Source organism: Salinicola sp. V024 (assembly GCF_052645315.1).
In genome coordinates this window covers 141,249-162,839 of the sequence record NZ_JBQXYB010000009.1, presented here as the reverse complement: position 1 = coordinate 162,839, position 21,591 = coordinate 141,249, and the positions used below count along the sequence as shown (strand labels likewise).

Below are 21,591 nucleotides of genomic sequence, written 5' to 3'. Positions count from 1 at the left end.
CGGCCGCGTTGAGGATATTGTCACCGGCGATGGTATCCAGCGTGATGCCGAGCGTCGGCGCAGTGGTATCGACACCATAAGCGTGCGTCGTCGTTGCCGTGCCGGTGTTGCCGGCGGCGTCGGTGTGAGTGATCACCGCCGTGACCGTCGAGCCCGCCGCGCTGGCGAGGAGGTTGCCTGGCACCACGACGCTGAAGGTCAGATCGTCAGCGACCGCTGCCTGATACTGTTGGCCACCGATGGCGACGGTAACAATATCTCCAGCGACGGCATCGCCGCCCGCGCGCCCCGTCAGTGTCACGGGCTGCCCGGATTCTGCAGCGTTGACGACGTCGTCACCCGCAATCGTGTTCAACTGCACGGTTGGCGCCGGCGCGTCGACATCGACACTGTAGGGCCGCGTCGATGTTGCCGTGACCACACTGTCTTCACCGATATGCGTCAAGGTCGCCGTTGCCGATGGAAATTGCGCTAGCAGGCTTCCCGGAACGACCACCGAAAAGCCAAGATCCTCGCCCAGAACCGTAGAATAGGCGACGCCACCAATCGTGACCGTGACCTGATCACCAGCGACGGCATCACCGCCACCTTTCCCACTGAGCATAATGCTCTGCCCCGACTCCGCCAGATTGACGATATCGTCGATCGCAATGGCACCGAGACTGACGCTGACCACCGGTGATGGCCCCGTATCCTCGCCCGCTGTCGAACTGGCTTCAGGGCTAAAGCTCGCGGGCGTCACCGTCACTCGACCGAGATCCGACGAAGACGCCGCATAGCGGTAGGTGCTGAACTCTTCACGTCCGGTTCGAGCGATATCGAAAGGTGCGGAGAACCCGCCGCCCTCCGATAGATTACCGCCACCGTCTGCTCCGGCGCCGGCTGCAGGCGCTTCCTGGATCGCCGTCGGATCCTGACCGGAAGCGATGGCCGCTTGCAACGATGCCACATCGGGATCCGCAGAAGCGGGGTCCGCTGCGATGACCGTGGCAACGCCTTCGATGATCTGCAGAGCCACCGGTTGCCCGGCGTTCAACGGCAGGATCGTTCCGTCGGCAAGCACAAGACGACCACCATCCGGGGCGAACAACGAGGCACCTTCTGGAATCGCCATCCCCTGAACCACGGGCTTGCGGGGATCCATCAGGAAAACATTGCCATCCACTCGGACGATAGTGACGAGAGCAGCCATCGGTATCTACCTCAGCAATCTGGAAAAGCGGAGACGAAGTAAACTTCATCAATGCGCAAAATGTAACCGTTTAGTATCCAGGATCAACATAATTTTATTTATGCCCTGGTACGTTCTCATTAATTGTCGTGCGACTTTTTACAAAGCTTAGCAAATAGAGACTCTTGCGAGAGGTTAACTGGCATCCGTCCGATCAAAGCGCCAATTAGCATGCCAACGGTGAGCGTTATATGATCGATCAAGGCCAGATTTCCACTTTCGATGCCAACAGCGAGCCCTTCCATGTCCGATGTCATCCCCGCCGGCCTGCGCCGATACTGCTCTTCCCGCGTTCAGGAAATGCCCGACAACCAGATCGTCGCCGTCGCGGATCTAGCCCGTCATGACGCCTCGGTCGTGAGGCTATGGATCGGTGAGGGAGATCTGCCTACTCCGGATTACATCAAGCAGGCGGCGGTGGATGCACTGGGACAGGACGATACCCGCTACAGCTACTCTCAGGGCTTGCCCAAACTTCGCCAGGCGCTCTCCGACTACCATCGCCGGCACTGGCAGGTCGATGTCCCCAGCGAGCGCTTCTGTGTTTCCATTGGTGGCATGAACGCCGTCACCATGGCGATGCAGGCGATTCTCGACGAGGGCAGCGAAGTCATCATGCCGACGCCCGCCTGGCCCAATGCCCGGCAGATGATCGAGATCGTCGGCGGCGTGAACGTATCGGTTCCCTTCGATTTTTACCCCGATGGCAGAATCGAGCTCGATCTGGACAAGCTGTTCGCGAAAGTGACGGACCGCACCCGCGCGGTTTTCATCAACTCGCCTTCCAATCCTACGGGCTGGCGCATGCCGCTCCGGGACATGGAGCGGTTGCGAGACTTCTGTCGGGAGAAAGACCTCTGGATCGTGGCCGACGAGGTCTACAACCACTTCGTCTACGATGATCGAGGTCAGGACGGCGGGCAGCAGCCGAGTGGACACGGCCCGGCGGCCTCTTTCCTGCAGATCTGCGAGCCAGACGAAAAACTGCTGGTAACCAACACTTTCTCCAAGAACTGGTGCATGACCGGCTGGCGCGCGGGCTGGATCGTGTTCCCGCACGGTATGGATCAGCTTTTCGCTCGACTATGCCAGTACAACACCACGGGCGTGGCATCGTTCATACAGCGGGCCTGTATCGCGGCGCTGGAAGATGGCGACGCCTTCATCGCTGAACAGGTCGAACGCTGTCAGGCCTCGCGGGATATACTGGTCGAGGGTCTGGCGGCGCTGGACAACGTGACGGTGTTTTCTCCGCAGGGCACCTTCTATCTCTTTTTCAAGGTGCACGGTCTGGGCGGCTCGAGCCTGGACACGGCCAAGCGGATTCTGCGGGAGGCCAAAGTCGGCGTGGCGCCAGGCAGCGCTTTCGGCCCGGAGGGCGAAGACTATCTGCGGATCTGTTTCGCCATAGACCCCGCGCTTGCCAGAGAAGCGCTCGATCGCCTGGTCCCGTTCCTGGCCGCGCTGGCTGAGGCATCACAGGACGTCACCGTCTGACTGCTTGCCGTCCGGAACGAATCTGCCCGGCGTCATGGGCCGGGCAGTCGTGACACCAGACGCGAAACCGATCAGCAGGCCGACAGTCGTGCCAGTAGCTCGCTGCGGCGCTCCTCTGGCATGAACGCGACCTCGATCGCGTTGCCCGCCAGTTGCCTGAACAGGTCGCGATCCCAATCGAAGGCCTCGAAACAGGCGATGTAGTTCTCCAGCACCCCGCCGCCGAAATAGGCCGGATCGTCGGAATTGAGCGTCACTTTCACCCCCTGCTCGAGCATCGCCGGCAACGGATGATCGGTCATCGCCTGGACGACCTTCAATCGCACGTTGGAAAGCGGGCAGACCGTCAGTGGAATCTGCGACTCACGCAGACGCGCCACCAGCTCGGCATCCTGAAGACAGGCCACGCCATGGTCGACGCGGCAGATATCGAGCACGTCCAGCGCCTCGCTGATGTAGGCTGCCGGGCCCTCTTCCCCGGCGTGCGCCACGCGAGGAATGCCCAACGCCTTGGCCCGTTCGAACACGGCCGCGAACTTGGCGGGCGGATTGCCCATTTCCGCACTGTCGAGACCGACGGCATCGATCAACTCGTAATAGGGCGCCGCTTTCTCCAGCACGTCCATCGCATCAGTGGCATCGCGATCACGCAGGAAACTCATGATCAGCGCCGTTGTCATGTCCCATTGACGCGCCGCATCCCGCATGGCACGTCGCAGGCCTTCGAACGGCACCGCCAGCTCGACACCTCGACTCAAGTGCGCCTGCGGGTCGAACGACAGCTCGACATGCACCACGCCCTCTTCCTGTGCTCGCTCCAGGTACGCCATCGCCAGGTCGTAGAAATCCTGCTCGGTGCGCAGCACCCGCATCCCCTGGTAATAGAGATCCAGGAACGACTGCAGGTCGCTGAAATCGTAGGCCGCCCGCACCTCGTCCACTGTCGCGTAGGGGAGAGAAACGTTGTTGCGCGCGGCCAGCGAGAACATCAGCTCCGGCTCCAGCGAGCCCTCGATATGTAAATGCAGTTCGACCTTGGGTAACTCACGCAGCCAAGTCTTCACGAGCGCTCCTCGCCATTGGAATGGATGCGACTCAGGATGCCGAAAATGACGCGAGGAAGAAAGCCGACCGTTCTACACCCGCGTCGTCAGCACCTTGATGCCCAGTGCGATCATCGCCACACCCAGCACCCGGTCGATCCAGTGGCTGAAACGCTTGAACGCGCGATGAATCGGCGGCGTGGAGAGCAATAAGGCCACCGCCGAGAACCAGCCGAGCTGGATCAGCATGATCCAGGCGCCGTAGATGGCGATCTGGTAGAGCGGCATATCGGGTGACAGCACGATGGTGAACAGCGAGACGAAGTAGATCGGCGCCTTGGGATTGAGCGCGTTGCAGAAAAATCCCATACCGACCGTGCGCAGCGCCGAACGGGGCGGCGCGATGGCCACCGCGCTCGAGCTCGCTTCGGTGGAGGCCGGACGCGAGCGTAATCCTTTGACGCCGAGATAGAACAGGTAGGTTCCGCCCAGTAGCTTGATCGCCCACAGCGCCTCGGCGGAATTGGCGATCACCGCGGCAAGCCCGAAGGCGGAGTAGACGATGTGAATCGATAGCCCCAGCGCGATGCCGAGACTACACAGCAGCCCGACGCGCTTGCCGTGATTCAGTGTCTGCTGGGTCACCAGCACGAAGTCCGGCCCCGGCGAGGCAGCCGCCAGTAGATGCACGAAAGTGATGACGATCAGGCCGTGTAGCATTTCCATGACGATTCCTGAGATGCTGGAGAGAAGACGATTGAGTCGGTGCCGAACCATGATCGAATATTTTCGCCAGCAAGCCTACTGCAACCTGTGGTCGAATCATCGGCTATTGAAGGCCTGTACCCGCCTGTCCGAGGACGCGCTTCAGGCGAGGCGGAGCAGCTTCTTCCCGTCGATCCACGCCACGCTCAACCATATCCTGATTGTCGACGCCTACTACATCGATGCCCTTGAAGGCGGCACGCTGGGACAGCGGGCCTTCGATGACGAGCTGCCCTACTTGCGTGTCGACACGCTGTGGCCCGCCCAGGAAGGACTGGATAGACGCTTGATCGCGATCTGCAACGCGCTCGACGACGCGCAGCTGACCGCCGACATCGCACTCGAACGGGCCGATCGCCGGCAGCTCGAACCGGCGCATCGCGTGCTGGCTCATCTGTTCGTGCATCAGACACATCACCGCGGTCAGGTTCACGCCATGCTCGCGGAGACCGACGTCGCCCCGCCGCAGCTGGATGAATTCTTCATGCGGGAAGAAGCCCCGCTGCGGCGGGAAGAGTTTGCGACGCTGGGCATCAGCGAAGCACAGGTGTGGTCCTCGCGTCGCTAGAGTCCGATCACATCGACTGCCGATGCGCCTCGGCCAGCTCCGCCATGCTGTTGAAGCGGAAGTCGACCGTGGGCATGTCGCCAGGGTTCATGGTGGCGCCGAAGCCCTGCTTGTCGTGGCGGCGGTAGATCCAGCAGTTGGCGAGGCCATTGCGGTTGGCGGGCTGATGATCGTGGAACATGCTCTCGGCGGTGTGCAGAATTTTCGACTTGTCGATGCCGCGCTCGCCGAGCTTTTCCAGCATGTAGTCGAAGTTGCGCTGTGCCGGCTTGTAGGAACCGATGTCTTCGGCGGTATAGACCGCATCGAATTCGACACCGAGCTTGCGCTGGCTGTAAGCAAAGCTCTCGTTATCCACGTTGGAGAGCACCACCAGCTGGTAGTGCTGCTTGAGGTAGGCGAGTGACTCGGCAGTATCGGCGAAAGCCGGCCACTGTTTGACGAAGTCGCCATAGGCCAGGCACTCGTCGTGGCTCACCGCCACGCCCCACTCCTCCGCAAGACGCTTGTAGACCACTGCCAGCAATAGCCGATACTGTAGATGCGGCGTGTAACGCTGCTGGGTCGATTCGTGCCGGGCGTGCGCCTCGAGAATCTGGTCGCGGCTCAGGTTCCGGCCGGTTCGTTCGAGTAGCGGCTGCAGCCCGGCGACCATGCCGCTCTCCCAGTCGATCAGAGTGCCATAGACGTCGAACGTCAGGGTGGTGAAATCGGTCAGTTGCATGAGGGTCTCTCTCTTCTGTGTCTGATCGTGTCTGGCACGGTTCTGTGGACATCGGGTCGCAGGTTCGAATGCGTCTCTCGATTATCTATCGATCACCAATCGGCATCGGCACTGAGCAGGCGCATCGCCACCTGTAGCTGCAGCCGGGTGTCGATGTCGTTCAGGTCCATGGCAAGCGCCGTCTCCAGCCGCTCGATGCGATAGCGCAGGGTGCTGATATGGATATCGAGGGCACGTGCCGTCTGGGCCAGCTGGAAACCACTGTCGGCCAGCGCCGAGAGCGTCTCGACAGCGCTCAGCCGTCGCGCGCCTTGCCCCAGGGCGCGTGAAATACGCTCGAGAAACAGTCGTCGTGCCTCACCGTCGCCTTCCAGTACTCGGCTGAACAGCAAGGTTTCGAAATCCCGCCGCTCGCCGGCCTTGAGCGAGGGCAGCAGTCGGGCCACGTCACCGGCACCCTCGGCGATGGCCGCCGCGCCCCGCACCTCACGGCTGACCGCCATGGCCGCCTCGCCGTCGCTCAACGCCCGCCACAGCACCTCGGTCGAGACCTCGGCACACACCAGGAACAGCAGTTGATTGAGCGAGACCGAGATCAGTCGTGGCAGACCGAGCTCCTCGAGACGATCGCCCAGCCGGCGCTCCCACCGTTCGCGTCGTAGCAAACCTTCCCGGCTCAGCGGTACCGGCTCGTTGAGCAGAATCGCGCAGACGTGATAGCCGGCGTGAGGATCCCACCCATGCAGAGACGCCCGCTCCAGGGCCGCCGGCGTGGCCTCGAACCGACCCTCGAGCAGCGAGTCGACGAAGGCATAACCGAGCCGGGTCTCCTGCGCCTGCAGCGCTTGCTGGTGGGACAGGTGGAGCGCCGAGATCAGTGCGGCTTGCTCGGCCGCCCGCTGTTCGAGCTCGCTGATCGGGGATACCGTCTCATCGATCCATAGCATGGCAGCCGGCGCCCCCTGAATTCGTACCGGACAGGCCAGCAACCGGCATCCGTCCCCCTCGCCGAGAGAGCGGGCCGTGACCTCCTCCAGAAACTGCGCCTTGCTCAGCATGGCCGGCGTAGGCTGGCGCATGGCGTCGAACTCGGCGCTGCCGCCCAGCCATTCACCCTCCAGCCCGGTGAAGAGTACGTCCCGCTCGAGCAGAAGGCTCAACGCCTTGGCGATGTCACCCAGGCTTCGCGCCGTCAGGGCCGACCGGGTGAGATCGCGATGAATGCGCTCCGCCCGCGCGATCAACTGGCCCTGCCGCGCAATCAGCCAGGCATGCACCTCTTCGGTGATCTGGCTGAACGGCACGTCCCAGGGGATCTCCAACAGCGGGAAATCGAGCGATTCGGCAACATGCCGGCTGGTCTCCGGGAATGCGGTCAGAAACCGCGGCACCGCCAGCGCCACGCCGGCCAGGCCCTTTTCGACCAGCGCCTCGATCAGCGCTCGCTCGGCAGCCGGTTCGTCGGGCCAGTGATAGCCGGTGGTCAGCAGTAGCTGGCCTTCACGAACCCAGGCGATGATATCGGGGTGATCGACCATATGGACCCAGCGCAGCGGCCGCCCCAGCGAGCGCTCGCCGGCCACCACCCGGGCGTGGCGAAGGTTGGTCTCGCGCAACGCCGTCGCGAGGTCGAGCGCTCCCGGTAACCGGGCAGCGACTGACACGTCATCGCGCATCGCTATCAGCCGTCCAGCCGCGTCGAGACGAACTTGGTGTCGAGATATTCGTCGATGCCGTAGCGTCCACCCTCGCGACCGAGACCGCTATCCTTGACGCCACCGAACGGCGCCTGCGGCACGGACGGCGCACCGTCGTTGACGCCGACGATGCCGTAATCCAGCGCCTCGGAGACTCGGGCCGCGCGGCCCAGATTTCGCGTCCACAGATACGCGGCGAGTCCGAACGGCGTGGCGTTGGCGGCCGCGATCGCCTCGTCTTCGCTGTCGAAGGCGATCAGCGGTGCCACGGGGCCGAAAGTCTCTTCCTGCATGATCTGCATGTCGTCGGTCACATCCGCCAGCACCGTCGGCGCGACGAAGAAGCCCTCGACATCACGCGCGGCCGTCAGGCGACGGGCGCCCTTGGCCAGCGCATCGTCGATGTGGGACTGCGCCTTGTCGCGCCCGGCCTGGCTGACCAATGGCCCGATCTGGGTCGACTCGTCTTCCGGCTGGCCGATACGCAGTTCGTCGACGGCCGCGGTCAGGCGTGCGGAGAACGTCTCGAGAATGCCACGCTGCACGTAGATGCGGTTGGCGCAGACACAGGTCTGGCCACCGTTGCGGAACTTGCTCGCCATCACTTCGGTCACGGCGGCATCGATGTCGGCATCGTCGAAGACCAGAAACGGCGCGTGGCCGCCCAGTTCCAGTGACATTCGCTTCATGGTCGCGGCCGACTTGGCGTACAAATGCTTGCCGACCGGCGTGCTGCCGGTGAAGGTCACCTTGCGAATCCGCCGATCTTCCATCAGCAGATCGCTGACCGCCGCCGGGCGCTCGGCGGTGATGACCTGAAACACCTCCGCCGGCCCGCCGGCCTGCTGCCACAGCTGAGCCAGCAGCAGCGCCGTGATCGGCGTCTGCTCCGCCGGCTTGACGATCACCGAACAGCCGGCCGCCAGCCCCGGCGCCACCTTGCGGGTGGTCATCGCCGCCGGAAAGTTCCACGGCGTGATCGCGAGCACCGGGCCGACCGGCTGACGCAGTACAGAAAGTCGCTTGTCCGGATGCTGGCTGGGGAGAATATCGCCGTCGATGCGCTTGGCCTGTTCGGCGTACCACTCCAGGAAGCTGGCAGCGTAGTCGACTTCGCCTCGCGCCTCGCGGATCGGCTTGCCCATTTCCCGCGCCATGGTGACGGCAAGGACCTCTTTGGCATCCAGCATTGCCTGATGCCAAGCCTTGAGCAGCGCCGCCCGCTCGAACGCGGTGGTCTTGCGCCAGGTCTCGAAGCCACGCTGGGCGTTGTCGGCGGCAAGTCTGGCCTGTTCGACGCCGCAATCGGCGACCTCGGCGATGACTTCGCCAGTGGCAGGAGAGCGCAAGGCATAGCGACCCGTATCGTTGGCGTCGAAGCCAACGATGGCGGCGGGATAATAAGCGCCGTCAGCGGGCGCTTTGAGCGATGCGAATTGATTCTGAAGAGACGATGATGAGGAAGTCTTTGCTGAAGAGGACATCGATCCGGTCACCTGTTCGAAAAGTAGGAAGTCCAGCCATCCTACCCCCGCGACAAGACGAATACTTCCTGCACAAAGCAGGATTTAGCTGTCACTAATACCCACTCAAGACAGGAGAATTCAAACCACTTCGACCTTCGAGGCATCGCTCCCATTCATTCGCGCGCGCCATGCTCGACCCGGGTCGCCGGTGGTGACCAGCGTGTCGAAATCGGACAGGTCGGCGAAGAACGCCGCGCGCATCACGTCGAGCTTGCTCTCGTCGGCCACGAGAATGCGCCGTTCTGCATGTTCGATGGCGGCCTGCTTGGGTGCCACCTCATGAAAATGGAAGCAGCTGGCGCCCTTGTCGACATGGACGCCGGCGGCGGAAATCAGCGCCTTGTTGATACCCAGACGGCGGATCGCCGTGGTGACGTCCTGCCCGCCGAAGGATTCCGAAGCGGCGTAGTAGAGGCCTCCGAGAACGACGAGGCGCATATTGGGCATGTCGCGCTGGCTGAAGGCGTTGGCGACGTTGAGCGCGTAGGTGACGATGGTCACGTTCATGTCGCGCGGCAGCAGTGCACATAGCGGCATCAACGTCGTCCCGCAGTCGACGAAGACGGTATCGCCCTCTTCGATCATCGATGTCACGGTCTCGCAGAGACGCTGCTTGGCCTTGGCGTAGCGGTCCTTCTGGGCATCGAGGTTGTAGGCGGCGGTGAACTGGGGGTTGTCGGCCATGACCAGATGCCCGCCGAAGGAGACGATGGCACCATTGCTGGCAGCGATATCCCGCCTCACCGTCATCTCGGAAACGTCGCACAGCGTTGCCGCCTCGGCCAATGGGAGGGTTCCACTGCGCCTGATAGCCTCGCGAAGTCTTTCCAGCCGTACCGCACTGCGACCATTCATGACCTTCTCCCGATGTTGTCGGCCCATCGACCTTATCCCCGATCTCTCTCTGGAACGCAACGAGGAGCCCGGAGGCTCCTCGTCGATAACGCCCATCGCTGTCAGATAGAAGCGTTTAGACCAGAAATGTCAGATCAGAACTGTCGGACCAGTGCTGCTAAGCCAGAACTGCCAAGTCAGAACTGCCAGCCGACGCCGAAGTAGTAACCCCAGCCGGTGGAGCGCAGCTCGAAGCCATCGCCGTGGCTGTTGGGGAACGGCGCCATTTCGCCATCGTTCCATTGGCCACCGTTATGGAAGTAACGCGCCACTGCCATGAACCGCAGATGCGTGAACTGGTACAGCAGCACGTTGGTCGCCACGGTCGACTCGTTGGTACGGGTCGGGTCGTTATCGCCCAGATCCGAGCCGAAGTCGTGGTTGGTGAAACCGACGTAGACCAGCGAGGCACCGTTATCGAAGCTGCCCAACGGGTAGGAGTAGTTCAGCTGCGCGCGATAACCGTCCCACGAGTTCTCGTTGGCGGCGCCGTAGTTTTCCCACTGGCGACGTTTGTAGAAGTTGAACGACAGCCCCAGCGGGGAACCGGTCTCGATATCGGTGCCCAGACCGGCATAGAGCGTGTTCTGACGGCTTTCCGTGGTGTGCCCCCAGTCGAAGATGTAGTCGAAGGCGACGAACCACTCCTTGAACGGGCCGACGCTAAGATCCTGACCGGTCATGTCGTCGATCGACAGCCGCGGTTCCAGCTCCATGAACACCGGCGAGCCCTTGTCGAAGATCCCGCTATCCGCGGCGTTGCCGGTACCGAAGAACTTGGGAAAATCGATATAGCCGTAAAGATCCAGCGGCCCTTTACGCCCGAAAAACTCGTACTCCAGATAGATATCGTCGACCTGCTGCGGCCCGAAGCGAATGTTCTTGCTGCCGATGACCGTGACGTTCTGGTGGTACCAGTCGGAAAGATAGGGACCGTCGGCCGTCTGCCCTTCCGACGTTGGTCCTTCGTCAGGCGTCTCCTGCTCGATGACCGGCGCCTCGCCCTGGTCATCTGCCCACGTCGGCGCGGCTGCCAGCGTCATCGACCCTACGCCTAGCGACAGCGCCAGCAAGCTGGCACTTCTCCCCGTCGACCACACTCTCGCCGACGACACTCTCGCCGACCACGCGACCGGCTGCGCAATTTTCTCTACCATGCCATCCCCCTACTTTGTTGTTATGGCGTGTTGGTTCCCATTTTGTGACTATTCTTACATTCCCGGCTTGGCACCTCGACCGGCATTCTGCCTCGCAACTATCGATGACGATTTGCTGAAAAGCGCCCAAAAACACTATATATGGGCAGTAGGTCGCCTTTCGCTACTCTATGAGCTTGTAAAGATAAAAACAACAAGTGACGAACAAAACCAAAAAATGTTAAAAAGATCTCAAGAAATCGCTCTTTCCCATCGCGTTTTCTACCTACCGGGACCAACACCAAGGACAACAACATGACACTCCTCATGGGTCTGGTCGGCGTCGTCGTGCTGCTGCTGATCGCGCTGATCTTTTCGAGCAACCGCAAGGCGATCAGCCTTCGCACCGTCATCGGCGCCTTTGCCATTCAAGCCGGCATCGGTGCCTTCGTGCTCTACGTGCCGTTCGGCCAGGCCGTGCTGGGATCCGTCTCCAGTGCCGTCAGCCAGGTCATCAGCTATGCCAACGACGGCATCGGCTTTTTGTTCGGCAACCTCGCCGATCCGACCAATGTCGGCTTCGTCTTCGCGATCAAGGTGCTGCCGATCATCATCTTCTTCTCGTCGCTGACGGCCGTTCTCTACTATCTGGGCATCATGCAGTGGGTTGTGCGGATTCTGGGTGGCGCGCTGCAGAAGGTCCTGGGCACCTCGCGCACCGAATCGCTCTCCGCCACCGCCAATATCTTCGTCGGCCAGACCGAGGCTCCGCTGGTGGTACGCCCGTTCCTGGCCAGCATGACCAAGTCCGAACTGTTCGCGGTGATGTGTGGCGGGCTCGCATCCGTTGCCGGTTCCGTTCTCGCCGGTTACGCCGAGCTCGGTATTCCCATGGAATACCTGATCGCCGCCTCGTTCATGGCCGCGCCCGGCGGTCTGCTGTTCGCCAAGATTCTGATGCCGGAGACGGAGAATCCCGACGATGACACGCGTCAGGCCAAGGACGTGCTGGAAGCCGAGGACAAGCCGGCCAACGTGCTCGACGCTGCCGCATCCGGCGCTTCGTCGGGACTGATGCTGGCCGCCAACGTCGGTGCCATGCTGCTGGCCTTCATCGGCCTGATCGCGATGATCGACGGCATCCTGGGTGGTGTCGGCGGCTGGTTCGGGATGGACTCGTTGAGCCTGTCGATGATCCTCGGCTGGCTGTTCTCGCCGCTGGCGTTCGTGCTCGGCATTCCCTGGCATGAAGCGACGCTGGCCGGCTCGTTCATCGGTCAGAAGCTGGTGGTCAACGAATTCGTGGCCTATATCAATCTGGCGCCCTACATCAGCGGCGACACCATGGTGGAAGCGACCGGGCAAGCGATGTCCGCCCACACCGCCGCGATCCTGTCGTTCGCGCTTTGCGGATTCGCCAACCTATCCTCGATCGCGATCCTGCTCGGCGGTCTCGGCACGCTGGCCCCCAGCCGTCGCCCGGAGATCGCTCGTTACGGGCTCAAGGCGGTACTCGCCGGCACGCTCTCCAACCTGATGTCGGCCACCCTGGCCGGGATCTTTCTGTCGCTGGCCGGTACTGCCTGATCCAGGACAGCCTGATCCGGGATACATGAACCACGAACACCATGAGGATCCGGCAGACTCGAGAGGCGTCAATTCGAGAGCGCATGCCGGATCCTGGCCGACTCGGGACACGACAACGGCAGGAGGCCGTCGCTGCCACGCCTAACCAAGGAAACAGGACGATGAACAGTCTCAAGCACGCCGCCAGGCAGGCGCTGGCGATGATGGATCTCACCTCGCTCAACGACGACGATAACGACGCCACGATCCAGGCGCTGTGCCGCCGCACCGACACTCCGCATGGCGCTCCCGCCGCGGTGTGCCTCTACCCCGCCTTCATCGAGACGGCAAATCGTGAGCTGATCGACATGGGGTTGCGAAATACGGGAGTTCGCGAGCGCGTCAGAATCGCGACCGTCACCAACTTCCCCCACGGCTGCGTCAACGTCGAACGGGCCAGTCGCGAAACCCGCGCCGCGGTAGCGGCCGGCGCCGACGAAGTCGACGTGGTGTTTCCCTACAAGGCCATGATCAACGGTGATACCGAATCGGGCCGCGCGCTGGTCACTGCCTGCCGTGACGCCTGTGGCGATCGGCTGCTCAAGGTGATTCTGGAGACCGGCGAGCTCAATGATCCCGTACTGATTCGCCAGGCCGCGGATATTGCGCTGGAGTGCGGTGCGGATTTCCTCAAGACGTCCACCGGCAAGGTGCCGGTCAACGCGACGCTCGAGGCCGCCGAGATTCTGCTGACCGCGATTCGCGACAGCGGTCGCGATGTGGGGTTCAAGGCGGCCGGCGGTATCCGCACCGCCGAGGATGCCAAGGCTTACCTGGACCTGGCTGCGGGCATCATGGGCGAGGCGTGGCTGACGCCCGCGCATTTCCGCTTCGGCGCTTCCGGTCTGCTCGACGCGCTGCTCGCCACGCTGTCGGATGAAAGCATCCAGCCGGCCACCGACGGCTACTGACAGCTTCGTTCGTTCACAGGCGGAGAACGCCATGCTGACGCAGGAAATCATTCGTCGTAAGCGCGACGGCCAGACACTCGATCGCAGGATGCTCGATCTGGTCATGCAGGGCATCGCCGATGAGCGTATCGGCGACGCACAGATCGGCGCTTTCGCCATGGCCGTCTATCTCAACGGCATGAACCGGGACGAGGCCGTGGCGCTGACCGAGTCGATTCGGGATTCCGGCCAGGTGATGCGCTGGGCCGATCTTGATCTCGATGGCCCGGTGCTCGACAAGCACTCCACCGGCGGCGTCGGCGATCTGGTTTCGCTGGTGCTGGGGCCCTGGATCGCCGCCTGTGGCGGCCATGTACCCATGGTCTCCGGGCGTGGCCTTGGCCATACCGGCGGCACGCTGGACAAACTCGAGTCGATTCCCGGCTACGACGTCACCCCGTCCGACGCCACCTTCCGCAAGCTGGTGAAAGAGGTCGGCGTGGCGATCATCGGCCAGACCGGCTCGCTGGCACCGGCCGACAAGCGCCTCTATGGCGTGCGCGACGTCACCGCCACGGTGGAGTCGATCCCGCTGATCGTCGCCTCGATCCTGGGCAAAAAGCTGGCCTGCGGTCTCGAGACCCTGGTGATGGACGTCAAGGTCGGCAGCGGCGCCTTCATGCCGACCGCAGAAGCCTCCCGCGAGCTGGCCGAGGCGATCGTCGCCATCGGCTGCGGTGCGGGGACGACAACCAGCGTGCTGCTGACCGACATGAACCAGCCGCTGGCCGACTGTGCCGGCAATTCATTGGAAGTCTTCGAAGCCCTGCGGTTGCTGCGCGGCGACGGAAAGCGGAGCCGGCTTTATCAGGTCACTCGGTCGCTGGCCCAGGAAATGCTGCTCCAGTCGGGCCTGGCGAGCGATGCCGAAGATGCGGGTAAGCGCCTGGGCCGCGCTCTCGATTCCGGCGAGGCGCTGGAGCGCTTCTCGCAAATGGTGCACGGTCTCGGCGGGCCAAGCGATCTGGCGGAGCGCGCCGAACACCACCTTCCCTCCGCACCGGTCACGGTCGATCTCCACGCTAACCAAGCAGGATTCATCAGTGCCATCGATACCCGCGGGCTCGGCCTCGGCGTGGTCGAACTGGGCGGCGGCCGGCGCAACGCGGGTGATGCCATCGATCACCGCGTCGGGCTTTCGCACATCGCCGCGCTCGGCCAGCGTGTCGAACCTGGCCAACCGCTGCTGCGCATCCACGCCGCGGAGCGTGCCGATGCCGAATCCATCACCCAGCGCCTGCGTCACGCCTTCACCTTGAGCGAGGCAGACGATGCCACCATTCCCTCGCTGATCCACGCCACCCTGCGCCAGGAGGATCTGTAATGGGCCAGACATCGAACACGCTCGCATCGAAGCGCGCCATCCTGCTGGTGCTCGACTCCTTCGGCATTGGCAACGCGCCGGATGCCGCCGACTATGGTGATTTCAGCTCGGGAGATTCCGGTTCGAGCGATGCCGGTTCGGACACGCTCGGCCACATCGCCCGCTATCGCGCCGATGCCGGCCGCCCGCTCCATCTACCCAACCTGGCTCGTCTCGGCCTCTATCACGCCCACCACCTGAGCACCGGCGAATGGGCTAGCGGCATCACACCCCCAGCGGCAGTCACCGGCGCTTACGCCTGCGCCAGAGAAATCTCCTCCGGCAAGGACACCCCCTCCGGCCATTGGGAGATCGCTGGCGTTCCGGCGCTGTTCGAGTGGGGCTATTTTCTCGATCGAGAGAACAGCTTCCCGCCCGAACTGCTGCAAGCCTTGATCGAGCAAGCCGATCTGCCCGGTGTGCTCGGCAACTGCCAGGCCTCGGGCATGCCGATCCTCGAAGCGCTGGGGGAAGCGCATATCGAAAGCGGCAAGCCGATCGTCTACACCTCGGCGGATTCGGTGTTCCAGATCGCCGCACACGAAACACACTACGGTCTCGAGCGACTCTATGCGCTCTGCGAAATTGCCCGCGCCCTGCTGATGCCCTACAACATTGGCCGGGTCATCGCTCGCCCCTTCGTAGGCGAGACGTCTGAAACGTTCGAGCGCACGGGCAACCGACGCGACTACGCCATCGAACCGCCCAGCCCGACCGTGCTGCAGAAACTGCATGACAGCGGTGGAATAGTGCTTGGAGTGGGCAAGATCGGCGATATCTACGCCCACTGCGGTGTCTCGAAAGTGATCAAGGCCCACGGTCACGATGCCCTGTTCGACGCCACGCTATCTGCCATCGACGAGGCCGCCGAACGTTCAGTGGCGAATAAACAGACGCTGGTGATGACCAACTTCGTCGACTTCGACACGCTCTACGGTCATCGCCGTGACCCGGAAGGTTACGCCGGCGCGCTGGAGGCATTCGACCAGCGACTACCGGAAGTGCTCGCCAAGCTCGAACCAGGCGACCTATTGATCCTGACCGCCGATCACGGTAACGACCCCACCTGGCGCGGCACCGACCATACCCGCGAACAGGTACCGGTTCTGATGGCCGGTAACGTCATCGCTCCCGGCGATTACGGCCGCCGCGACACCTATGCCGACATCGGCCAGACGCTGGCCGACCATTTCACCCTAAGCGAGATGGAATACGGCCGATCGATGTTGAAGGAACGCACAATGGCGAAAGACAGCCCCCAGAAAGGAGACGAATGAGATGGCCACGCCGCATATCGAAGCCCAGTCAGGCGACTTCGCCGATACCGTGTTGATGCCCGGCGACCCGCTGCGCGCCCAGTTCATCGCCGAGACGTTCCTGGAAGACGTCGAATGCGTCAATCGCGTGCGCAACATGCTCGGTTTCACCGGCACCTATCGGGGCCGCAAGGTCTCCGTCATGGGTAGCGGCATGGGGATCCCCTCGATCTCGATCTACACCAAGGAGCTGATCACCGAGTACGGCGTCAAACGCCTGGTCCGCGTCGGCTCCTGCGGTGCGGTACGTGATGACGTCGCGGTCAACGACATCGTCATCGGCATGGGCGCCTGCACCGATTCCGGCGTCAATCGCACCCGCTTCGGCGGTCACGATTTCGCCGCCATTGCCGATTTCGATCTCACCCGCCATGCGGCGGATGCCGCTCGCGAACGCGGCACGCCCGTGAAAGTCGGCAACCTGTTCTCGGCGGATCTGTTCTACATCCCGGATGGCGACTTCTTCCAGACCATGAAACGCCACGGCATTCTCGGCGTCGAAATGGAAGCCGCCGGTCTCTACGGCGTCGCCGCCGAATTCGGCGCCCGCGCGCTGACGGTGTGCACCGTTTCCGACCATATTCTCAAGGGTGAAGCGCTCGACTCACAGGCTCGCCAGACCGGCTTTTCCGAGATGATGGCGATCACGCTGGAAGGGCTGTTGCGAGACGACCAGGAGGCAAATCGATGAGCACGACCCTGCACCAATCCATGAACGACACCCCGGTTCCCGACGAGATCCGCCAGGCCGCACTGGAAGTGCGCGACAACGCCTACGTGCCCTACTCCGATCACCCGGTCGGCGCCGTGTTGATCAGCGAAAGCGGCAAAACTTATACCGGCTGCAACGTCGAAAGTGCCAACTACAAAGGCCTCTGCGCCGAAGCCAGCGCCATCGCCGGGCTGGTCTCCAGCGGCGAGCGCCAGATCCGTACGATCTACGTCATCGGCCCCGGCGAGCATCTCTGCACGCCCTGCGGCGACTGCCGCCAGCGCATCCGCGAATTCGCAACGCCCGCGACCGAGATCATCGTCCTCGACGGCGACGGCGCTTCGCTCAAGCACTACACCATGGACGAGCTGCTGCCCGACTCCTTCGGCCCGGAAAATCTGAACAAGAGCTCGGGGATGCGCTGAGCCTTGAGTGCGAACGTGGTTTTCCGCCCGGACGACATGTCGAAGCAAGGCATGATGTGTAAGTCGCTGGAAGTTTAATAGTAAGTCGCTGGAAGTTTAAAAATCAGTCTGACTCACCTCGAAGACCGCAACGGCTCCAGCAACGGCGAGAGCCCGTTGTGGTCGATCTCCTGCATCAGCGCCAGCAGGTGCCCGATTTCCCCATTGGGAAAGCCTTCCCGGGCGAACCAGTTGAGATAAGGGCCAGGTAGATCGGCGATCAACCACCCTTCGTACTTGCCGAACGGCATCTTGCGGCTGACCAGTTTCTTGAGGTCCTCCGGCTCCATATCGCCTCCTTTTTTCAATATTTCCGCCATTCTACCCCAGGCATCGAAAGCGACGAATCACCACATCATGCGTCTAGCGCATGCCCTCATTCCCAGATGCCATTTGCTCAACCGGGCTCTCAAGGGGTTAGGTTATGTTGCCATGAGCAATACGCATTGGCGTCTACGACAACGATAACGGGAGACGGGTATGCAAACTTCGCTTCGGCCGCTGGTATTTTGGCCGACCTTTTTGATACTGCTGGCCGCAGTGATTGCCAGCTATGTCGATCTGGATGCGTTTCTGGCGACCGCCAGCGCACTCAACGATGCCGTTCTGACCAATTTTTCGTGGCTATTCAGTTTGGGTAGCGTCTATCTGCTGATCATGGCGGTGGTCGTCTATTTTTCCCCACTGGGCCGCATCCGCATCGGTGGCCGCGACGCCACGCCCTTGCTGTCCCGGCTGCGCTGGTTCTCGATCACGCTCTGCACCACCCTGGCCGTGGGCGTGCTGTTCTGGACCACCGCCGAGCCGCTCTATCATTACATGGGCCCACCCGCTTCCAGCGGTCTGGAAGCGGGTTCGAGCCACGCCATGCTGTTTGCAATGTCGACCATGTTTCTGCACTGGTCGTTCACGCCTTACGCCATTTACGCGGTACCGGCGCTGATCTTCGCCCTTGCCTTCTACAACCTGCGCCTGCGCTTCTCGATCTCGAGCATGCTGGAGCCGTTTTTCGGCCCCGGGGTCAAACGCTTCGGCGGCCTGATCGATGCAATCTCGCTCTACGCGCTGGTCGCTGGCATGGCATCCTCGCTAGGAACCGGAGCGCTGACCCTTGCCGGCGGCGCGGGCCAGTATCTCGGAGGAGAAACCAGCCCACTGCGGCTCGGCGTGGTCATCGCCATCATCGTGGTGACCTTCGTAATTTCAGCCGCCAGCGGCCTGCAAAAAGGGATCGCCAGGCTATCTTCGCTGAACGCCATTCTGCTCGCGATTCTTGGGGTATTCATGTTCATCGTCGGGCCGACGGTGTTCTGTCTAGCCCTGGGTGTCGAATCGTTCGGCGTCTATCTCGACAATTTTTTTACCAAGAGCCTGTTCACCGGCGCCGCGAGCAATGACCAGTGGCCGCAATGGTGGTCGATCTTCTACTGGGCGGTCTGGTTCGCTTGGGCGCCGGTGGCGGCGCTGTTTCTGGGCAAGATATCCCGGGGCTACACCGTTCGCGAGTTCCTGCGCGTCAACCTGCTCTACCCGGCGCTGTTCGCCAGCGCATGGATTCTGATCTTTTCAGGTACCGCTCTCTACTTTCAGGCTCACATCGACACGGGCGGCGCCGATCTCTATGCCGTACTCAACGATCGCGGCGTCGAGAACGTGCTCTATGAGCTGTTCCGTCAGTTGCCATTCTCAGAGGTATGGATTCCGCTGCTACTGTTCATCGCCTATATCTCCTACGTCACCGCGGCAGATTCGCAGACCGACGCCATCGGCAATCTCTGTACTCGCGGCCTGACCGCCGACTCCGATCTCAATGCCGGCGTCCCGATGAAAGTGATCTGGGGTGTGATCGTCGGCGTGGTCTCGTGGGTCATGGTCAGCTTCGTGGGGATCGACGGCATCAAGATGCTCTCCAATCTGGGCGGATTGCCAGCCATGCTGATCGTACTGCTTGCCACCGGCTCGCTGTGGATGTGGCTCAAGCATCCCGAGCGGCTCGATACCGCACCGACCCGCTCGCCCCTTACACGCACTGCCAAGGACGAGGCATGAAGATCAGACAGGATTTTCCGCACCGTATACGCGAAATCGAGAACCAGTGGATCATGCTGGCCGACGGCACGCGACTGGCTGCCAGAATCTGGCTGCCGGAGGATGCCGGAACAACCCCGGTGCCGGCGATCCTCGAATATCTGCCCTACCGCAAGCGAGACGGTACAGCGGTACGTGACGAGCTGACTCACCCCTACTTCGCCGGCCACGGTTATGCCAGCGTGCGCGTCGACATGCGCGGCAACGGCGAGTCCAACGGTCTGATGGAGGACGAGTACGCACCCCAGGAACATGCCGACGCGCTGGAAGTGATCGACTGGATCGCCACGCAGCCCTGGTGCGATGGCAAGCTCGGCATGATGGGTATCTCCTGGGGCGGCTTCAACGGCCTGCAGGTCGCCGCGCTGCGACCCGCGCCGCTCAAGGCGATCATCACGCTCTGCTCCACCGACGACCGCTACGCCGACGACATCCACTACAAGGGCGGCAACATGCTGCTGGAGAATCTCGGCTGGGCAGCGACCATGCTGAGCTTTTCCGCGGCGGTGCCGGACCCACTGCTGGTTGGTGAACGCTGGCGGGAGATGTGGAAGCATCGTCTCGACAACATGCCTTTGCTGGCAGAGACCTGGCTGAACCACCAGCACCGGGACGACTACTGGAAGCATGGTTCGATCAACGAAAACTATGGCGACATCGAAGCCGCCGTCTACATGATCAGCGGCTGGGGCGATTCCTACATCAATACGATTCCGCGCATGATGGAGAATCTTTCCTGCCCGAAGAAAGCGCTGCTGGGGCCGTGGATGCACAAGTACCCGCACTTCGCGATTCCCGATCCGGCGATCGGCTTTCTGCAGGAAGCGTTGCGCTGGTGGGATTACTGGCTCAAGGACGTCGACACCGGGATCATGGACGAGCCGCCCTGCACCTTCTATCTGCAGGATGGTGTGCCACCGGCGCCAAAGTATCTCGAACGACCTGGCCAATGGGTGCGCATCCACGGCTGGCCTGCGCCGGCCGACGAGGTCGAGACGATCACGCTCAACCTTGGCGACCATGGACTGGAATCCGGTGGCTGGCTGAGTGCCGATCGGTTGATCGCCTCGCCCCTGACCGCGGGCTCGCTGCAGGGCGAATACATTCCGCTATGGTTCGGCGCCGATTTCCCGCCGGATCAGCGTCGCGACGATGGCCTATCGCTGACTTTCGATTCCGCGCCATATACCGATGGCCTGGATATTCTAGGCCAGCCGACCTTGTCGGCCACGTTAACGAGCAGCCAGGATTGCGGTCAGCTGCATGTGCGGCTGTGCGACGTCGCGCCGAGCGGGGAAAGTGCCTTGATCACCTACGGCACGCTCAATCTCAACTTGCGCGACGATCCCGGCACGATCACGCCGCCAGTCCCCGGCGAGCCAATGAACGTGCGGCTGCCGCTGGATCTGATCGGCTACCGCCTGCCGAAAGGACACCGCCTGCGGGTGGCGCTCTCCAGCGCCAGCTTCCCGCTGGTATGGTCGCCGCAAAAACGTGCTGACCTGACTCTCAAGGCCGGGTCGCCAACGCTCGAACTGCCGCTATCGAAGGCAGACTACATTCCGGTGCCGTTCGAGCCAGCGGAGAGCGCCACCCCGTGCCGAGTCGAAACGCTACGCGCCGGTCAGCCCAGGCGCACGATCAGCGAAGATGTCGGCAGTGGCGAAGTCACGGTGACAATCGAGGACGATATGGGCGACGTCCGCTTCGCTGATCATGGCTTGCGAGTCGAACAGAAGGCGAAAGAGATTTACACCAGCCACCCGACCGACGCCACGCGAACCCGTGCCGATATCGAGTGGCACTACCGCGCCAGCCGCGACGACGGTGAAGGCCGATTCGCGGTAGACGTGACCAGCCGCTACCACCTGCACTGCGACGAAACCATTTTCTACCTGACTGCCGAGCAGGTCGCTCACGAGGGCAAGACGCTGGTTAGCCAGAAGTCATGGACGCGCGAGATTCCGCGTACCGCGATCTGATCCTACCTC

General features: G+C 62.4%; 19 protein-coding genes. 10 read left to right on the top strand and 9 right to left on the bottom strand.

Annotated elements, in window-relative coordinates:
• Window positions 1–1,192 (bottom strand): retention module-containing protein (locus ACUN9V_RS14250; protein ID WP_445511872.1); only part of this gene is annotated, 1,192 nt, incomplete at its 3' end.
• A 282-nt stretch (window positions 1,193–1,474) separates the two neighbouring features.
• Here ACUN9V_RS14250 and ACUN9V_RS14245 point away from each other — a divergent pair.
• Window positions 1,475–2,728, top strand: coding sequence for a pyridoxal phosphate-dependent aminotransferase (locus ACUN9V_RS14245; RefSeq protein ID WP_445511871.1), 1,254 nt, complete (start codon window positions 1,475–1,477; stop codon window positions 2,726–2,728).
• Between the two features lie 71 nt (window positions 2,729–2,799).
• On the opposite strand, the gene ACUN9V_RS14240 is transcribed toward ACUN9V_RS14245, so the two are convergent.
• Together ACUN9V_RS14240 and ACUN9V_RS14235 are read right to left on the bottom strand one after the other, a co-directional pair.
• Entirely contained in the window at window positions 2,800–3,792 is a 993-nt protein-coding gene (locus tag ACUN9V_RS14240) for an adenosine deaminase (protein WP_445511870.1), read from the bottom strand.
• 72 nt (window positions 3,793–3,864) lie between these two features.
• Window positions 3,865–4,497 (bottom strand): LysE family translocator, encoded by a 633-nt coding sequence (locus ACUN9V_RS14235; RefSeq protein WP_445511869.1) that lies wholly within the window; start codon window positions 4,495–4,497, stop codon window positions 3,865–3,867.
• 49 nt (window positions 4,498–4,546) lie between these two features.
• Here ACUN9V_RS14235 and ACUN9V_RS14230 point away from each other — a divergent pair, with 49 nt between their 5' ends.
• Complete coding sequence (locus ACUN9V_RS14230) at window positions 4,547–5,104, top strand: DinB family protein (RefSeq protein WP_445511868.1); 558 nt, start codon at window positions 4,547–4,549, stop codon at window positions 5,102–5,104.
• A 7-nt stretch (window positions 5,105–5,111) separates the two neighbouring features.
• On the opposite strand, the gene ACUN9V_RS14225 is transcribed toward ACUN9V_RS14230, so the two are convergent.
• The 5 genes from ACUN9V_RS14225 to ACUN9V_RS14205 all read right to left on the bottom strand — a co-directional run bounded on the left by ACUN9V_RS14225 (window position 5,112) and on the right by ACUN9V_RS14205 (window position 11,102).
• Window positions 5,112–5,828, bottom strand: a complete 717-nt coding sequence (locus ACUN9V_RS14225; RefSeq protein WP_445511867.1) for a haloacid dehalogenase type II — start codon at window positions 5,826–5,828, stop codon at window positions 5,112–5,114.
• 92 nt (window positions 5,829–5,920) lie between these two features.
• Entirely contained in the window at window positions 5,921–7,492 is a 1,572-nt protein-coding gene (locus ACUN9V_RS14220) for a PucR family transcriptional regulator (RefSeq protein WP_445511866.1), read from the bottom strand.
• A 17-nt stretch (window positions 7,493–7,509) separates the two neighbouring features.
• The gene (locus ACUN9V_RS14215; protein WP_445511865.1) at window positions 7,510–9,009 is read right to left on the bottom strand and encodes an NAD-dependent succinate-semialdehyde dehydrogenase; all 1,500 of its coding nucleotides are present in this window, start codon (window positions 9,007–9,009) and stop codon (window positions 7,510–7,512) included.
• A gap of 120 nt (window positions 9,010–9,129) precedes the next feature.
• Entirely contained in the window at window positions 9,130–9,906 is a 777-nt protein-coding gene (locus ACUN9V_RS14210) for a DeoR/GlpR family DNA-binding transcription regulator (RefSeq protein ID WP_445511864.1), read from the bottom strand.
• A gap of 176 nt (window positions 9,907–10,082) precedes the next feature.
• On the bottom strand, window positions 10,083–11,102 hold the full coding sequence (locus ACUN9V_RS14205) for a nucleoside-specific channel-forming protein Tsx (protein WP_445511863.1): 1,020 nt from the start codon (window positions 11,100–11,102) through the stop codon (window positions 10,083–10,085).
• A 294-nt stretch (window positions 11,103–11,396) separates the two neighbouring features.
• Here ACUN9V_RS14205 and ACUN9V_RS14200 point away from each other — a divergent pair, with 294 nt between their 5' ends.
• From ACUN9V_RS14200 to cdd, 6 genes are all read left to right on the top strand, one after another.
• The gene (locus ACUN9V_RS14200) at window positions 11,397–12,668 is read left to right on the top strand and encodes a NupC/NupG family nucleoside CNT transporter (RefSeq protein WP_445511862.1); all 1,272 of its coding nucleotides are present in this window, start codon (window positions 11,397–11,399) and stop codon (window positions 12,666–12,668) included.
• Window positions 12,669–12,829: 161 nt separating this feature from the next.
• Entirely contained in the window at window positions 12,830–13,618 is a 789-nt protein-coding gene (gene deoC / locus ACUN9V_RS14195; protein WP_445511861.1) for a deoxyribose-phosphate aldolase, read from the top strand.
• A 31-nt stretch (window positions 13,619–13,649) separates the two neighbouring features.
• Window positions 13,650–14,981 (top strand): thymidine phosphorylase, encoded by a 1,332-nt coding sequence (gene deoA / locus ACUN9V_RS14190; protein ID WP_445511860.1) that lies wholly within the window; start codon window positions 13,650–13,652, stop codon window positions 14,979–14,981.
• Complete coding sequence (locus ACUN9V_RS14185) at window positions 14,981–16,297, top strand: phosphopentomutase (protein ID WP_445511859.1); 1,317 nt, start codon at window positions 14,981–14,983, stop codon at window positions 16,295–16,297. The genes deoA and ACUN9V_RS14185 overlap by 1 nt, the downstream gene beginning before the upstream one ends.
• A 1-nt stretch (window position 16,298) precedes the next feature.
• Complete coding sequence (gene deoD, locus ACUN9V_RS14180; RefSeq protein WP_445511858.1) at window positions 16,299–17,027, top strand: purine-nucleoside phosphorylase; 729 nt, start codon at window positions 16,299–16,301, stop codon at window positions 17,025–17,027.
• 20 nt (window positions 17,028–17,047) lie between these two features.
• Window positions 17,048–17,473 carry a cytidine deaminase gene (gene cdd / locus ACUN9V_RS14175; RefSeq protein WP_445511875.1) on the top strand — a complete coding sequence of 142 codons (426 nt, stop codon included), beginning with the start codon at window positions 17,048–17,050 and terminating at the stop codon, window positions 17,471–17,473.
• Between the two features lie 113 nt (window positions 17,474–17,586).
• Here the strand turns inward: cdd and ACUN9V_RS14170 are convergent, their stop codons facing one another.
• Window positions 17,587–17,802: a DUF3820 family protein gene (locus ACUN9V_RS14170; protein WP_075563060.1), complete on the bottom strand. Its 216-nt coding sequence runs from the start codon at window positions 17,800–17,802 to the stop codon at window positions 17,587–17,589.
• A gap of 190 nt (window positions 17,803–17,992) precedes the next feature.
• Here ACUN9V_RS14170 and ACUN9V_RS14165 point away from each other — a divergent pair, with 190 nt between their 5' ends.
• A complete protein-coding gene (locus tag ACUN9V_RS14165) occupies window positions 17,993–19,561 on the top strand; it encodes a BCCT family transporter (RefSeq protein ID WP_445511857.1) in 1,569 nt (522 codons plus the stop codon).
• Complete coding sequence (locus tag ACUN9V_RS14160) at window positions 19,558–21,582, top strand: CocE/NonD family hydrolase (RefSeq protein WP_445511856.1); 2,025 nt, start codon at window positions 19,558–19,560, stop codon at window positions 21,580–21,582. Before ACUN9V_RS14165 ends, ACUN9V_RS14160 begins: the two co-directional genes overlap by 4 nt.
• Window positions 21,583–21,591 lie beyond the last annotated feature (9 nt).

Excerpts from the sequence above, each read along its gene's own strand:
- ACUN9V_RS14200 (WP_445511862.1), top strand. The coding sequence starts at position 11,397 with ATGACACTCCTCATGGGTCTGGTCGGCGTCGTCGTGCTGCTGCTGATC.
- deoD (WP_445511858.1), top strand. The coding sequence starts at position 16,299 with ATGGCCACGCCGCATATCGAAGCCCAGTCAGGCGACTTCGCCGATACC.
- ACUN9V_RS14245 (WP_445511871.1), top strand. The coding sequence starts at position 1,475 with ATGTCCGATGTCATCCCCGCCGGCCTGCGCCGATACTGCTCTTCCCGC.
- ACUN9V_RS14160 (WP_445511856.1), top strand. The coding sequence starts at position 19,558 with ATGAAGATCAGACAGGATTTTCCGCACCGTATACGCGAAATCGAGAAC.
- ACUN9V_RS14165 (WP_445511857.1), top strand. The coding sequence starts at position 17,993 with ATGCAAACTTCGCTTCGGCCGCTGGTATTTTGGCCGACCTTTTTGATA.
- ACUN9V_RS14215 (WP_445511865.1), bottom strand. The coding sequence starts at position 9,009 with ATGTCCTCTTCAGCAAAGACTTCCTCATCATCGTCTCTTCAGAATCAA.
- ACUN9V_RS14210 (WP_445511864.1), bottom strand. The coding sequence starts at position 9,906 with ATGAATGGTCGCAGTGCGGTACGGCTGGAAAGACTTCGCGAGGCTATC.
- ACUN9V_RS14235 (WP_445511869.1), bottom strand. The coding sequence starts at position 4,497 with ATGGAAATGCTACACGGCCTGATCGTCATCACTTTCGTGCATCTACTG.
- ACUN9V_RS14230 (WP_445511868.1), top strand. The coding sequence starts at position 4,547 with ATGATCGAATATTTTCGCCAGCAAGCCTACTGCAACCTGTGGTCGAAT.
- ACUN9V_RS14185 (WP_445511859.1), top strand. The coding sequence starts at position 14,981 with ATGGGCCAGACATCGAACACGCTCGCATCGAAGCGCGCCATCCTGCTG.
- ACUN9V_RS14205 (WP_445511863.1), bottom strand. The coding sequence starts at position 11,102 with ATGGTAGAGAAAATTGCGCAGCCGGTCGCGTGGTCGGCGAGAGTGTCG.
- ACUN9V_RS14225 (WP_445511867.1), bottom strand. The coding sequence starts at position 5,828 with ATGCAACTGACCGATTTCACCACCCTGACGTTCGACGTCTATGGCACT.
- deoA (WP_445511860.1), top strand. The coding sequence starts at position 13,650 with ATGCTGACGCAGGAAATCATTCGTCGTAAGCGCGACGGCCAGACACTC.
- deoC (WP_445511861.1), top strand. The coding sequence starts at position 12,830 with ATGAACAGTCTCAAGCACGCCGCCAGGCAGGCGCTGGCGATGATGGAT.
- cdd (WP_445511875.1), top strand. The coding sequence starts at position 17,048 with ATGAACGACACCCCGGTTCCCGACGAGATCCGCCAGGCCGCACTGGAA.
- ACUN9V_RS14170 (WP_075563060.1), bottom strand. The coding sequence starts at position 17,802 with ATGGAGCCGGAGGACCTCAAGAAACTGGTCAGCCGCAAGATGCCGTTC.